Annotated in this window: 14 protein-coding genes; 4 read left to right on the top strand and 10 right to left on the bottom strand. The window is 59.7% G+C overall.

The features are described 5' to 3' along the window. Positions 1-189 precede the first annotated feature (189 nt). Together LA321_RS10665 and trhA are read right to left on the bottom strand one after the other, a co-directional pair. Positions 190-1,851 (bottom strand): putative transporter, encoded by a 1,662-nt coding sequence (locus tag LA321_RS10665; RefSeq protein WP_042028323.1) that lies wholly within the window; start codon positions 1,849-1,851, stop codon positions 190-192. 115 nt (positions 1,852-1,966) lie between these two features. Continuing rightward, on the bottom strand, positions 1,967-2,605 hold the full coding sequence (trhA, locus tag LA321_RS10660; RefSeq protein WP_042028321.1) for a PAQR family membrane homeostasis protein TrhA: 639 nt from the start codon (positions 2,603-2,605) through the stop codon (positions 1,967-1,969). Between the two features lie 174 nt (positions 2,606-2,779). Here trhA and LA321_RS10655 point away from each other — a divergent pair, with 174 nt between their 5' ends. The 3 genes from LA321_RS10655 (at position 2,780) to LA321_RS10645 (ending at position 5,260) form a co-directional block, all read left to right on the top strand. Further along, a complete protein-coding gene (locus tag LA321_RS10655) occupies positions 2,780-4,315 on the top strand; it encodes a pyridoxal-dependent decarboxylase (protein ID WP_042070076.1) in 1,536 nt (511 codons plus the stop codon). Between the two features lie 72 nt (positions 4,316-4,387). After that, complete coding sequence (locus LA321_RS10650; RefSeq protein ID WP_026456166.1) at positions 4,388-4,939, top strand: septation protein A; 552 nt, start codon at positions 4,388-4,390, stop codon at positions 4,937-4,939. 24 nt (positions 4,940-4,963) lie between these two features. Beyond that, the gene (locus LA321_RS10645) at positions 4,964-5,260 is read left to right on the top strand and encodes a YciI family protein (RefSeq protein ID WP_026456167.1); all 297 of its coding nucleotides are present in this window, start codon (positions 4,964-4,966) and stop codon (positions 5,258-5,260) included. A gap of 85 nt (positions 5,261-5,345) precedes the next feature. On the opposite strand, the gene cysQ is transcribed toward LA321_RS10645, so the two are convergent. Next, positions 5,346-6,116: a 3'(2'),5'-bisphosphate nucleotidase CysQ gene (gene cysQ, locus LA321_RS10640; RefSeq protein WP_042070077.1), complete on the bottom strand. Its 771-nt coding sequence runs from the start codon at positions 6,114-6,116 to the stop codon at positions 5,346-5,348. Between the two features lie 129 nt (positions 6,117-6,245). Further along, a complete protein-coding gene (locus LA321_RS10635; protein ID WP_156140909.1) occupies positions 6,246-6,386 on the bottom strand; it encodes a hypothetical protein in 141 nt (46 codons plus the stop codon). Between the two features lie 413 nt (positions 6,387-6,799). Here LA321_RS10635 and LA321_RS10630 point away from each other — a divergent pair, with 413 nt between their 5' ends. Further along, complete coding sequence (locus LA321_RS10630) at positions 6,800-8,710, top strand: alpha-amylase family protein (RefSeq protein ID WP_042070080.1); 1,911 nt, start codon at positions 6,800-6,802, stop codon at positions 8,708-8,710. Between the two features lie 95 nt (positions 8,711-8,805). On the opposite strand, the gene pdxJ is transcribed toward LA321_RS10630, so the two are convergent. The 6 genes from pdxJ to lepA form a co-directional block, all read right to left on the bottom strand. Next, positions 8,806-9,543: a pyridoxine 5'-phosphate synthase gene (pdxJ, locus tag LA321_RS10625; protein ID WP_042028312.1), complete on the bottom strand. Its 738-nt coding sequence runs from the start codon at positions 9,541-9,543 to the stop codon at positions 8,806-8,808. Between the two features lie 72 nt (positions 9,544-9,615). Next, positions 9,616-10,326 carry a DNA repair protein RecO gene (gene recO / locus LA321_RS10620; RefSeq protein WP_042028311.1) on the bottom strand — a complete coding sequence of 237 codons (711 nt, stop codon included), beginning with the start codon at positions 10,324-10,326 and terminating at the stop codon, positions 9,616-9,618. Next, entirely contained in the window at positions 10,327-11,226 is a 900-nt protein-coding gene (gene era / locus LA321_RS10615; RefSeq protein ID WP_026456171.1) for a GTPase Era, read from the bottom strand. After that, positions 11,223-11,894 (bottom strand): ribonuclease III, encoded by a 672-nt coding sequence (gene rnc / locus LA321_RS10610; RefSeq protein WP_005309383.1) that lies wholly within the window; start codon positions 11,892-11,894, stop codon positions 11,223-11,225. The genes era and rnc overlap by 4 nt, the downstream gene beginning before the upstream one ends. Further along, positions 11,895-12,818 carry a signal peptidase I gene (gene lepB / locus LA321_RS10605; RefSeq protein ID WP_042070081.1) on the bottom strand — a complete coding sequence of 308 codons (924 nt, stop codon included), beginning with the start codon at positions 12,816-12,818 and terminating at the stop codon, positions 11,895-11,897. 3 nt (positions 12,819-12,821) lie between these two features. Next, positions 12,822-14,615: a translation elongation factor 4 gene (gene lepA / locus LA321_RS10600; RefSeq protein WP_042028307.1), complete on the bottom strand. Its 1,794-nt coding sequence runs from the start codon at positions 14,613-14,615 to the stop codon at positions 12,822-12,824. Positions 14,616-14,646 lie beyond the last annotated feature (31 nt).

Genomic DNA, 14,646 nt, shown 5'->3' with positions numbered 1-14,646 from the left:
CTTTGCTCCTTGATGGTGCAAATAACCAGTTCGAAAATTCGAACAGATCGACTGATTTAAACCTCGAATTTTCAGCCAGACAGAAGGGTGTTGCAAAGCGGAGGTGTGGCAATAAAGTGTATTCTATCAATAGATTGCAAATGATGATGGTGGGAGCCTGATCAGGCAGGCTCCCGTTTGGGCACTCGACTAGGCACCTGCCCAGAGGATGATGGCAAGCAGCTGCGGCGAGATGATCCGCAGGAACATGACCAGAGGGTAAACGGTGGCATAGGAGAGGGCGCTGGCCCCGCTGGTCGGATGCATGGCGTTGGCAAAAGCCAGGGCGGGAGGATCCGTCATGGAGCCCGCCAGCAAACCGCACAGGGTGAGGTAGTTCATCTTGCCATATAGACGAGCAAGCACGCCGACCACCAGCAGCGGGATCAGGGTAATGGCGGCGCCATAGAGCATCCAGGCCGGGCCATCACCATTGATCAGGGTATCGACAAAGCCAGCGCCTGATTTGAAGCCGACCACCGCCAGAAACAGCACTATGCCAATCTCTCGCAGCGCCAGGTTGGCGCTGGGGGGCATGAACCAGTAGAGCTTGCCGATGCTGCCGATCCGCGACAGGATCAGCGCCACCACCAGCGGCCCGCCCGCCAGCCCCAGCTTGAGGGCAGCGGGGAATCCCGGCAGATAGAAGGGGATGGATCCCAGCAGCACGCCGAGGCCAATACCGATGAACACCGGCAGCATCTGCACCTGCTGCAGTTTTTGTTGCACGTTGCCCACCACATTGGTGACCGCCTCGATGGCGTCGAGCCGCCCCACCAGGTTGAGGATGTCACCGAACTGCAGGCTGGTCTGACTGGTCGGCACCAGTTCGATACCAGCCCGGTTGAGGCGGGAGATCACCACATCGTACTTCTGCTTGATGTCGAGATCGCGGATCTTTTTGCCGAGCACCTGCTCGTTGGTAACCACCACCCGCTCCACTCGCAGATCGGTGCCACGGGTCGAGAGAGAGGTCTCCACCTCCTCTCCCAGCACCAGCAGCACTTTGTGCAGGGCGTGGCGTTCGCCAACCAGATGCAGCAGATCCCCAAGCTCGATGCGGGACTCGGGCCTCGGCACCATCAGTTCCTCGCCGCGCTTGAGGCGGGAGCAGATGACGTCGGACTCGTCGAGGCTGGGGATCTCGCTCAGCATCAGACCATGCATGTTGGGGTTGCGCACCGCGATATTGATGGTCTGCAGGCTCTCCTTGGTCTTGCCGGTCTGCTGTTCGAACAGGGCGGCTTCATCGTCGATCTTGATGCGAAAGAAGACTCTCACCAGCCACATGGTGATCAGGATGCCGCAGATGCCGAATGGATAGGCCACCGCATAACCCATCCCCATCAGGCCGGTCGAACCGGGCGCGGCGCCGAGTTCGCCCAGGATCTGCTGACCGGCACCGAGTGACGGGGTATTGGTGACCGCGCCAGAGAAGACCCCGAGGATCACCGGCAGCGGCACATCAAACAGCTGATGCAGAACCACAGCCACCACGCAGCCGAGCAGCACCAGCAGGGCGGCAAAGCCGTTAAGCTTGAGCCCGGAGCTGCGCAAGGAGGAGAAAAAGCCCGGACCGACCTGGATGCCGATGGTATAGACAAACAGGATCAGGCCAAATTCCTGAATAAAATGAAGGGTCTGCGAATCCAGCGCCAAGCCGGAGACCCCTGCGAAGTGGCCCACTATGATGCCACCGAACAGCACCCCCCCTATTCCCAATCCAACGCCATAGACCCGCCAGTTGCCCAGCCACAGCCCCAGCACCGCCACCAGCGACAATATGCTGATGGAAAGCGCGATATCACTCATCTTGTGCATCCTTTGCAAATTGAAACTGTGACTAGCTTGTCAGTAAAAGCCGGGGCCAACTGTGTGATACCGCACGAATTTATCCTTTAAAACGGCGATAAATACCAATTAAGGGCTAGTCAGCAACATAACCATAGATGGCCGCAAAGTGACAAATGCTGCCCCCCAGCACGAACAGATGCCAGATGGCGTGGTTATAGGGAATGCGCTTGGCCACATAGAAGATGACCCCCAGGCTGTAGACCAGTCCGCCCAGGGCGAGCAGCAGCAAGCCGGCACCGGCCAGGTGGATATAGAGCTGATAGATGACCAGCAGCGACAACCAGCCCAGCATCAGGTAGGTAAAAAGCGACAACCGCTTGAATCGGTTGATGAAGACCAGCTTGAACACCACTCCCGCCAGCGCCAGCCCCCAAATAACCGCCATCAAGCCACGCGCCAGCGGCGTATCCAGAGTCACCAGCAGAAAGGGGGTATAGGTGCCCGCGATCAGCAGATAGATGGCGCAGTGGTCGAAGACCTTGCACCAGCGCCTGGCTTTTCCTTCCGCCACACTGTGATAGAGGGTCGAGGCGAGGTAGAGCAATACCAGACTGCCCCCGTAGAGGCCATAGCTGACCAGCGCCCGGGTTCCCTGTTCCCATCCCTTGACGAGCAACAGCACCAGACCGACGATCCCCAGCAGCAGCCCAGCCCCATGGCTCAGCCGGTTGGCCAGCTCCTCCCGGGGGGAGTAATCCATCTCACCACTCATATACGCACTCCACGATAACTGGCTCCACTCTACCGAGCCCATTTTCAGTGTACAAGTGTTAGCTTAAAAAAGGGGATAGCTGTCACCCTCCCCCCCTATGGTGTATGCTCTGCCGCCGACGCCCGCGACAAGGGACATGCACACCGACCCCGGTGATCTGGTCTGGAGAACCTGATGAAGCTGACTGAGCTGTTTACACAACCGACCCCGGCCTTTGGCGAGGCGATGACCGCCCTGCTGGAGCATTTTCACCACTCGGATGACAGCCAGGCTCCCTACCAGCGCAAGCAGTTCACCCACCAGCTCGATCAGTCCCGCATGCCGACCCAGGGCATCAGCATCGACGACTATCTGGCCCGGCTGGCCATCCTGGTGCTCGGCGCCTCCCACCTCACTTCACCACGCTACATGGGGCACATGACGGCACCATTACCGGCCTTCACCGCCGAGCTATCGCGCCTGCTGGTGATGCTCAACCAGAATCCGATGAAGATGGAGTCATCCCGTCTGCTCAGCTTTCTTGAGCGGGAGGTTCTGGCCAAATTGCACCGCCTCATCTACCGCGCCGATGACGACTTCTATGGCGAGCAGATGCATGCCAAGGATGCAGCCCTTGGCGTCATGACCAGCGGCGGCACCATCGCCAACGTCACCGCCCTCTGGCTGGCACGCAACCGCGCCTGTGGCGACAACCTGTTCGCCCTCTATGAGCAGGGTTATCGCGGCGCCGTGATCCTGGGCTCGCGGCTGATGCACTACTCCTTCGACAAGGGGATGGATCTGCTGGGGCTGGGGGCCAGAAGCGTGTGGCGCCTCGACACCGACGAGCGCAACCGGCTCGACCTGGCGGCGCTGGAGCAGGCCCTTGCCCAGTGCAAGGCACAGAAGCTGAAGGTGCTGGCACTGGTCGGCGTCGCCGGCAGTACCGACTTTGGCTCCATCGATCCCCTGCCAGAGCTGGCGTCCATCGCCGAGCGCGAGCAGATCCACTTTCATGTGGATGCCGCCTGGGGCGGCCCGACCCTGTTCTCTCCCCGCTATCAGGGGCTGCTGGAGGGGATCGAGCGGGCCGATACCGTCACCCTGGATGGCCACAAGCAACTGCTGGTGCCGCTCGGTACCGGCATGCTGCTCTGCCGCCAGCCGGATCTGATGATGACGGTCAAGCGCGAGGCCCCCTACGCCATTCGCGCCAGCTCCTTTGATCAGGGACGCTTCACCCTGGAAGGAACCCGCCCCGCCAACGCCCTCTATCTGGACGCCGCCTTCCAGCTGTTTGGCCAGCAGGGCTACGCCAGCCTGATCGAGGCCAACTACGATCGGGCACGCCTGATGGCGGCGCTCATCGATGCGGATCCCGCCTTCGAGCTGATGTCGGCCCCCGTGATGAACCTGCTCTCCTACCGCTGCATTCCGCCCCATCTGCAGGGCAAGCCCTTGAACGAGGCTACCAACGCGCAGATCAACGCCTTCAATGTCGCCCTGCAAAAGGCCCAGCGGGCCGAGGGGCACAGCTTTGTCTCCCGCACCCAGCGGGCGGTGGTGCGCTACGGTGCCCAACCCCTTACCCTGCTGCGGGCCGTGCTGCTCAATCCGCTTATCGAAGAGCGCCATATCCGCGAGCTGCTGGCGGATCAGAAACGCCTCGGCGGCGAGATTGCCGGCCAGATGTTCGACCAGAGTAGCGACAGGGAACCGGATGCAAAATGAGCGGTCTTATTCATTTGCCGTTATCCACCTTGCAGGTAAACTGAACCAAATTTTGAGGGCGATGGGCCAGATATGAAGCAATTTATTGAATTTATTCCACTTATTGTATTTTTTGCCGTATACAAGTTCTACGACATCTATATGGCCACCGGCGCCCTGGTGGTGGTGACCGGCCTGCAGCTCATCTATGGCTGGGTGCGCTATCGCAAGGTCGAGAAGATGCAGCTGTTCACCTTCCTGCTGGTCGGCTTCTTCGGCGGTCTCACCGTCTTCTTCCACGATGACGCCTTCATCAAGTGGAAGGTGACCGTGGTCAACGCCCTGTTTGCCCTGGGGCTGCTCATCAGCCGCTACGGCTTTGGCAAGAACCTGATCAAGCAGATGCTGGCCAAGGAGCTGCAAGCCCCAGATGCCATCTGGGACAAGGTCAACCTCGGCTGGGTCGGCTTCTTCACCGTCTGTGGCCTGCTCAACCTCTATGTGGCGTTCAATCTGCCGCAGGAGATCTGGGTCAACTTCAAGGTATTCGGCCTGCTCGGCATGACCCTGGTCTTTACCCTGCTAAGCGGTGCCTACCTCTATCGCCACCTGCCCGCCGAGCAGAAAGGCGAGCTGAAAAAATAATCGCATCAAGAAAAGGACGCTCTCATGTGGTATCTCATCTATTCGGAAGATGTTCCCAACAGCCTGCCGCTGCGCAAACAGGCTCGCCCCGCTCACCTGGCCCGTCTGCAGGCGCTGCAGGATGAGGGACGTCTGCTGACCGCCGGCCCCAACCCGGCCATCGATGCCGAGGATCCGGCCGATGCCGGCTTCACCGGCAGTACCGTCATCGCCGAGTTTGCCAGCCTGGCGGATGCCCGGGCCTGGGCCGATGCCGATCCCTATGTGGCGGCCGGCATCTATGCCAGCGTCACGGTCAAACCGTTCAAGAAGGTCTTTTAAGAGAGCGCTGCCGCAAACGATGGATGCAAAGAGGCCGGATACTGTCCGGCCTCTTTTTTCTGCCTCGGCTGCCAGCAACACCCGATCAGGCCTTCGCGACAAACCAGGGATTGAGGATATCCGGCTTGTTGTAGACAAGGGGCTCGCCATCGAGCCGGGTTACGCTGCCGCCGGCCCCCTCCAGCACCGCCTGGGCGGCGCCCGTGTCCCACTCGCAGGTGGGCGCAAGACGGGGATAGAGCTCGGCGCCCCCCTCGGCGATGATGCAGAACTTGAGAGAGCTGCCCATGGAGACCAGCTCAATCTCGCCCCGTTCCATGTCACCAAAGCGTGCCAGATAGTCGAGGGTCTCCCGGGAGAGGTGATTGCGGCTGCCCACCACCCGCCAGGGGCTTCCTTCCCGGTGTGGGCGTGTCTGGATGGCCTCACACTTGCCATCGGCGATGCACCAGGCACCGAGCCCCTTGCCGCCATACCAGAGCTTGTCCAGCACGGGAGCGTAGACCAGCCCCCAGCGCGGTGCCCCCTCTGCAATCAGCGCGATATTGACGGTGAACTCGCCGTTGCGGGAGACAAACTCCTTGGTGCCATCCAAAGGATCCACCAGCCAGTAGCGCCGCCACCCCAGCCGCTCGGCCATCACTTGCGGGCCCGACTCCTCCGACAGCACGGGGATATCCGGCGTGATCCTGGCAAGCGCTCGCACTATCACCTCGTGGGCCCCCTTGTCGGCGGCAGTGAGCGGGCTCTCGTCACTCTTGTACTCTACCGCAAAGGGCTGGCTGTAGATGGCCATGATGGCCTCCCCCGCGGCGCGGGCAACGGGTTCAATCTCGGCAATCTCGGGTCGGTACATAAGGGGCTCTTCCAGTGTGCAGGCCAGTCAGTGTAACCCTTTTGACATCAATCGCTTATAGCTTATTGCTCTGAGCTATGTCCTGCGGCTGCTACCTTGAGCTGGTATGCATCAGCGTGCAATCAAGAGTCAGGAACCACCTACATGGCGCACGCCAGGGGCCGCTTCTCCCGGGATGGCATCATAGGTATCCAGAGTAATGAAGCGACGCTTTTCAGCTATTTGCACAGACTCTTCTGCCGAAGCGATGCGTTGAAACAAAGATTTCATTTCGTTTCTATCCATCATGATTCGATGATAAAGCCACAACAAAGCCTTTCTCCTGTGTAATAGAACACAGTGACTCGCTACACATCAATCTCAAAAAACTTCGATACCTTTCTTTTTGTGATCTTACTCATAGAGCAGGCAGCACTCTGTTTTGTTGTGCAGGCCACAAGCATATGGTTTTGAAACGGATCGAAACTTTTTCTGATGACCAGACGGGCAAGGATGGTGGAATGAAAGGGATGCAGGGTCTTGTCCTGCGAGATAAACAGGATAGCCACCTGTATCAACTGGTGGCTGACGGCCACTCTCCGATACGCCACCTTGGGTTTGTTCGAATCCTCCCATCCACAAGCCACAGGAGGCAACCCGCCAGCACACCATTCTGACCTTTCCACTACCGCACGGAGACAACCATGCACTCACGTATCGCGAGCATGACGCTGCTGGTCATGCTGACCCTACCCACCTTCGCCCGGGCCGAGGTGATGTCGTTGGAGGGAAACCAGTACCGCATCACCGTCGAGACAGCTGCCGACCAGTTCCGAGAGATCACCTTCACCAACACTGCCAATGGCGATCTCATCCGCTCGAACAATCTTTTTGATATCAAAGGGCTGGATGATCGGCTGACCTCATCGGCCGACTTCAGAGTCACGGCGTTCGCCAAGGTGCAAGACCATATCAACTTAGAGTTGAAAAACGCCGACTTCGTGGTCAAAAGCGCTATCCGGCTGCCCTCGAACAAAAGCTACGCCAGCATTGATTTCTCACTAGGCTCTCGGCAAAACGACAAGCGGATCAACGGTTTTTCCATGCTGCCATTTCGCACCCAGGCCCCGTTCGTCTATGGAGCCATCAACAGTTCCCCCATCATCAGCGACAGCTTCTTCATCACGCCGCAGAATCCACTGGTCAACACCCGTGCCTACGAGGGGGGCGTCAGCCAACTTGTCTCCCTCAAACTCCCCCTCTCGCAGGACAAACCGCTCAGCTATCGCACCTATATCGGCACTTTCGGTGAGGGCCAGCTCAGACGCGACTTCAACCGCTTTATCAATGACGCCCGCGACAGACCTTACGCCCCCTATCTGCACTACAACTCCTGGCTCGACATAGGCTTCTTCACCCCTTACACCGAAGCCGAAGCACTCAAGCGTATCAACCAGATTGGCGAGGCGTTGGTCAAACAGCGTGGGGTACCCGTAAACGGCTTTCTGTTTGATGATGGCTGGGACAATCGCAAGGGCAACTGGGCATTTAGCAAGGACTTCCCCAACGGTTTTCGCAAACTGAAAAAGGCTGCCGAAAAATACCATGCCCAGCTCGGGATCTGGCTTTCCCCTTGGGGCGGCTACAACAAACCAAGGGATGAGCGGATCTCCCATGCCGCCGAGTTCGGGTATGAGCTGAGCGATGGCAAGTTCGCCCTCTCGGGCCCGATCTACTATCAAAACTTCCACCAGAAGGTGATGTCGCTCATCAAGGAACAGGGAGTTACTCACTTCAAGTTTGACGGTACCGGCAATGCGGACAAGCTGATCAAGGGGAGCCGCTTCACCAGCGACTTCGATGCCGCTATCAATCTCATCGCGGATGCGCGGGCCACCAACAAGGATGTATTTATCAACCTGACCACGGGTACCACGGCCTCCCCCGCCTGGCTGTTCTTCGCCGACTCCATCTGGCGCGGCGGCGATGACATCAACTTCTACGGTCCGGGCTCCAAGGTTCAGCAATGGATCACCTATCGGGATGCCGAAACCTATCGTTCTATCGTCAAAAACGGTCCCCTGTTTCCGCTCAACTCCCTGATGCTGCACGGATTGGTCTATGCCAAGCAGGCCAAACATCTGGACAAGCAGTCACCGCAGGACTTTGCCGATCAGGCCTGGAGCTACTTCGCCACCGGCACCCAGCTGCAGGAGCTCTACCTCACTCCCGAGCTGCTGACCGGTGAGAACTGGGATCTGCTGGCCAGGGCGGCGCTCTGGTCACGCCAGAACCAGGCCGTGCTGTTTGACAGCCACTGGATCGGCGGCGATCCCACCCTGCTGGAAGTCTACGGCTGGGCCGCGTGGAGTCCCGACAGAGCATTTATCACCTTGCGCAATCCGTCGAGCCAGCCTCAACAATTTCTGCTGGAACCACAGCGTCAACTTGAGATCCCGTCGGGGGAGGCAAGCTACTTCGAGGTTCGGTCACGCTATGGCAACAACCCGACCGTCCCCTCTTCGCTTGGCAATGGCGCCGTCATCAAGCTGGCACCGCTGGAGCTCATTACCCTTGAACTGACCCCCTCCATTGAGCTGGCCCCCGCCAGCTAGCAAACCACAGGCCAGGCACAATTCAGCATGCCGGGCTGCACTGATAAAAAGGGACGCCGCAGCGTCCCTTTTTATCTCTTGTCAGTCTCGGCCGATCAGATCCCCTGACGGGCTTCCTGCATCAGTGCACGCATATCGCTGACCGCCTTGGCCAGGCCATCGAAGGCGGCACGACCGATAATGGCGTGGCCAATGTTGAGTTCATAGAGCTCGGGAATGGCGGCGATGGCCTTGACGTTGTGATAGTGCAGGCCGTGGCCGGCATTGACCTTGAGTCCCTTGCCGGCGGCATAGGAGGCACCGGCGGCGATACGCTTGAACTCGGCGTTGCGCTCGGCATCCGTGGTGGCATCGGCGTAGCGCCCGGTGTGGATCTCGATAAAGGGAGCGCCGCTCGCGGCGGCCGCATCGATCTGGACCGGATCGGCATCGATAAACAGCGACACCTGGGCACCGACGGCAGAGAGGCGAGCCACCGCATCGGTCACCTTGTCCAGCTGGCCGGCTACGTCCAGGCCACCCTCGGTAGTCACCTCGGTGCGCTTCTCCGGCACCAGGCAGACGAAATGGGGCTTGATGCGGCAAGCGATGCCGATCATCTCCTCGGTCACCGCCATCTCCAGGTTCATCCTGGTCTGGATCGTCTGGCGCAGGATCTCCACGTCCCGGTCGGTGATGTGACGGCGATCTTCCCGCAGGTGAACCGTGATGCCATCGGCGCCAGCCTGCTCGGCCACGAAGGCGGCCTGTACCGGATCCGGGTACTGGGTGCCGCGGGCATTGCGCAGGGTGGCGATATGGTCGATGTTCACACCCAGGTAGATTTCACTCATGACGACTCCTTGAAACACTTCATTTGTTGACTGTGCGGCTGCCGCCTTGGCGCCAGCTCCGATATCCGTATGTCAGCCTTGCATGCTGGCTTTGCGCTTCAAAAACAGCTCCCGGCTCTTGAGTTGGCGTTTGCCGAGATAGGGTTGCAAGGCCAGCCGGCTGAAACGCTTGGCCGCCTGCAGCAGGGGGGGAGTATCGAAACGTCCCTCGGCGAAGGCCAGCAGGTGGGCACCGAGGAACAGGGTACGGGGATCCGGCGCCCGCTCGCAAGCGACAAAGCCCAATTCGCGCTCGAAACCGTAGAGCAGTTCGGGCTGGATCGGCGCATCGTCGTCGGCGGCATATTCGAAGTCCACCGCATAGCCGAGGGCCTGCAGCAGCAGGAATTCGAAGCGTCGCAAGGGCAGTTCCGGGGTCTCGCCATCCGCCAGCGCCATGATGGCACGGGCATAGGCATCAAATACCTCGGGGAAGGGGGTATGGGCTTCCAGCAGGTAGTAGACCAGCTCGTTGAGATAGAGGCCGTAGAAGAGGCGATCGCCCCCTAAGCGCAGGGAGTGATCCGGGCACTCCACCTGGGTGAGGTTCTTGAGATCTCCCTTGCCACGCCAGGCGATGGTGAGCAGGGTAAAGGGCTGCAGCAGCCCCTTCAGAGGGGAGCGTGGCCCGCGGGAACCGCGAGCCACCAGGGTAAAGCGACCACTATCCTGGGTGAATACCTCGACCAGCTGGCTGGTCTCCCGATAGGGCCGACTGTGGATGACGAAAGCCGGGGTCAGCAATCAATCGTCACCATACCCGAGACTGCGCAGGGCGCGCTCGTCGTCGGCCCAGCCCGCCTTGACCTTGACCCACAGCTCCAGGTGCACCTTGTTCTGGAACAGCCGTTCCATGTCGAGGCGTGCTTCTGTGCCTATAGTCTTGATCTTCTCACCCTTGTTGCCGATGACCATCTTCTTCTGGCCATCGCGCTCCACCAGGATCAGGGCATTGATGTGGAAGATGCCGCTCTCTTCAACCTTGAAGCGCTCGATCTCCACCGTCACCGAGTAGGGCAGTTCCTCGCCGGTGAAACGCATCAGCTTCTCGCGGATGATCTCGGAGGCCATGAAACGGGAGGAGCGGTCGGTCACGTAATCTTCCGGGAAGAAGTGCACGTTTTCCGGCAGCAGATCCTTGGCCCACTCGCGGATCTTGGCCACGTTGGTGCCCTTCTGGGCGCTGATGGGCAGGATGTGGGAGAAGGCCATCTGCTGACCCAGCCACTCGAGGTGGGGGAGCAGCTCTTCCTTCTCCTTGACGTTGTCGACCTTGTTGACCGCCAGCACCACAGGGCACTTGAGGTGGCGCAATTTGCCCAGCACCATCTCGTCATCCTTGGTCCAGTGGGTACCGTCGACCACGAACACCACCATGGCCACGTCTCCCAGCGAACTGGTGGCGGCGCGGTTCATCAGGCGGTTGATGGCCCGCTTCTCTTCGATGTGCAGACCCGGGGTGTCCACATAGATGGTCTGGTAGTTATCCTCGGTGTCGATCCCCAGGATCCGGTGACGGGTGGTCTGGGGCTTCTTCGAGGTGATGCTGACCTTCTGGCCAAGCAGCTTGTTGAGCAGGGTGGACTTGCCCACGTTGGGGCGGCCCACGATGGCGACAAAGCCGCAGTAGGTAGTATCTGTCATGACAGTTTTTCCAATGCTTGCTGCGCTGCGGCCTGTTCGGCCTTGCGGCGACTGGTGCCGACCCCGACCAGCGGACCATCCAGGCCTTCCACCTCACACTGGACGGTGAACTCCTGGTTGTGGGCTTCGCCCTTGACGTTGGTCACTGTATAGGTCGGCAGGGATTTGCGGCTTCCCTGCAGAATTTCTTGCAGACGGGTCTTGGGATCCTTCTGCTCTATGCCCGGCTTGATCTCGTCCAGGCGGCTGGCGTACCAGCCCAACAGCAGGGTCCGTACCGTCTCAAGATTGGTATCCAGATAGACGGCGCCGATCACCGCCTCGACCGTGTCGGCCAGAATGGATTCACGGCGAAAACCGCCGCTTTTCAGCTCGCCCGGCCCCAGGATCAGGTGATCCCCGAGGTCGAACTCCCGGCCCAGTTCGGCCAGGGTCTTCTCGCGCACCAGGGTGGCACGCATCCGGCTGAGATCCCCTTCCGCCGCTTGCGGGAAGCGGTGGAACAGATCATCGGCAATCACCAGACTCAAAATGGAGTCGCCCAGAAATTCCAGTCGCTCGTTGTGACGGGAACCGGCGCTGCGGTGAGTCAGCGCCCGGGTCAGCAATTCTTGATCCTGAAAGACATGCCCGAGACGGGACTGCAGTCTGTTCATCTTGATATTCATTTACTTGATTCCGCCAATGCGGTTGAAGCGCACCCCTGTCGGTACCCAGCTTGGCAGCAGGGAGCCTTCTTCGCGCTCAAATTCAAAACTTATCCAGATAGCGACCGCCTTGCCCACCAAATTCTGTTCGGGCACGAAGCCCCAGAAACGGCTGTCGGTGCTGTTGTCGCGGTTGTCGCCCATCACGAAGTATTGCCCCTCCGGCACCACCCACTCATCCGGGTAGGTGCCCGGCTGGCGATAGTAACGGCCGACCATATCGGGCATCAGCGGATTGCGCAGGGTCTCGTGGGAGACGTCGCCCAACTGCTCGGTATAGCGGTCAAGGGGGATCCCCATCTGGGTAAATTCACCTCTTTGTTCAAACTTGATGTCGAGCTTCTTGAAGCCCGGGCACGTTTTCCCTTCCTGCTCCTCGCACTTGGGCCGGATCATCAGCTCCTTGTTGCGATAGATGATCCTATCCCCTGGCATGCCGACTACCCGCTTGATGTAGTCCACCCGAGGTTCGAGCGGGTACTTGAACACCACCACATCACCGCGTTTGGGCTCACCGGTCTCGAGGAACTTGGTGTTGGTCACCGGATCCCGCAGACCGTAGGCAAACTTCTCCACCAGGATGAAGTCGCCCACCAGCAGGGTGGGCATCATGGAGCCTGACGGGATCTGGAACGGTTCGAAGATGAACGAACGCAATACCAGCACGAAGGTGATGACCGGGAAGATCCCGGCGGTCTGTTCGATCCAGACCGGCACGGGAGCGACCTTGGCCAGGGTCTTCTCGTCCAGATTGGCGCCGCCGTGGGCACGGGCCACGGCGATCTTGGCCGCGCGCTGCTTGGACCAGATCATCTTGTCCAGGCACCAGATAACACCGGTGATCGCGCAGACCACCACCAGGATCAGGGAAAACGTGCTAGCCATCTATCAATCCTTTCCGACGTGGAGAATCGCGAGGAAAGCCTCCTGCGGCACGTCGACACGGCCCAGGGACTTCATCCGCTTCTTACCTTCTTTCTGCTTGTTCAGCAGCTTTTTCTTCCGGCTCACGTCACCACCGTAACACTTGGCGGTCACGTCCTTGCGCAGGGCCTTGACGGTGCTGCGGGCAATGATCTGGTTGCCGATGGCTGCCTGGATGGCGATGTCGAACATCTGGCGCGGGATCAGCTCGCGCATCTTCTCCACCACCTGACGGCCGCGATACTGGGCGTTGTCCTTGTGGGTGATGATGGCCAGGGCGTCGACGCGCTCGCCGTTGATCATGATGTCCAGACGGACCATGTCGGAGGTTTCGAAGCGCTTGAAGCCGTAATCCAGTGAGGCGTAGCCGCGGCTGGTGGACTTGAGGCGGTCGAAGAAGTCGAGCACCACTTCCGCCATCGGGATCTCATAGGTCAGCGCCACCTGCTTGCCGTGGTAGACCATGTTGGTCTGCACGCCACGCTTCTCGATACACAGGGTGATCACGTTGCCCATGTACTCCTGCGGCAGCAGGATGTGACACTCGGCGATCGGCTCGCGCATCTCCTTGATGCTGGTGATGGCAGGCATCTGGGCCGGGCTGTCGATGTGGATGGTGGTGCCATCGGTCTGCTCAATCTGGTAGACCACGGTCGGCGCCGTGGTGATCAGATCCAGATCGTATTCACGCTCCAGACGCTCCTGGATGATCTCCATGTGCAGCATGCCGAGGAAGCCGCAACGGAAGCCGAAGCCCAGCGCAGTGGAGCTCTCCGGTTCGTAGAACAGGGAGGCGTCGTTGAGCGACAGCTTCTCCAGCGCATCGCGGAACGACTCGTAGTCATCGCTGGAGATGGGGAACAGGCCCGCATAGACCTGCGGCTTCACCTTCTTGAAGCCCGCCAGCGCCTTCTCGGCACCGTGCTTGGCCAGAGTCAGGGTATCGCCCACCGGCGCGCCGTGGATGTCCTTGATGCCGCAGACAACCCAACCTACCTCGCCACAACCCAGGCCGTCGGTATCCACCTGCTTGGGGGTGAAGATACCGATGCGATCGACGCCCCAGGTCTGGCCGGTGCTCATGACCTTGATCTTGTCGTTCTTCTTGAGCGAACCGTTCTTGATCCGCACCAGGGAGACGACGCCCAGATAGGAGTCAAACCAGGAGTCGATGATCAGCGCCTGCAGCGGAGCGTTCGGATCACCTTCCGGTGCCGGGATTCTGGCCACGATCTCTTCCAGTACCAGATCGACGCCAAGGCCGGTCTTGGCGGAGCAGCGCACCGCATCCACCGCATCGATGCCGACGATATCCTCAATCTCTTCGGCAACACGCTCCGGCTCGGCAGCCGGCAGGTCAATCTTGTTCAGCACCGGCACCACTTCCAGATCCATTTCCATGGCGGTGTAGCAGTTGGCCAGAGTCTGTGCCTCAACCCCCTGGCCGGCATCCACTACCAGCAGTGCCCCTTCACAGGCCGCCAAAGAGCGGGAAACCTCGTAGGAGAAATCCACGTGGCCCGGGGTATCGATAAAGTTCAGCTGGTAGGTGTTACCGTCTTGTGCCTGGTAGTTCAGGGTCACACTCTGCGCCTTGATGGTAATGCCGCGCTCGCGCTCCAGCTCCATGGAGTCAAGCACCTGAGCCTGCATCTCGCGGTCGGAGAGGCCGCCGCAAGTCTGGATCAGACGGTCCGACAGGGTCGATTTACCGTGGTCGATGTGCGCAATAATCGAGAAGTTACGAATGTGTTTCATCGAGCAAGAGTCACTCAAAATTGGTTTAAGG

It is taken from the genome of Aeromonas enteropelogenes, assembly GCF_020097295.1.
Taxonomy (GTDB): Bacteria; Pseudomonadota; Gammaproteobacteria; order Enterobacterales; family Aeromonadaceae; genus Aeromonas; species Aeromonas enteropelogenes.
Note: the sequence above shows the minus strand (reverse complement) of the source record. Positions and strands in the feature narration are given on the sequence as shown.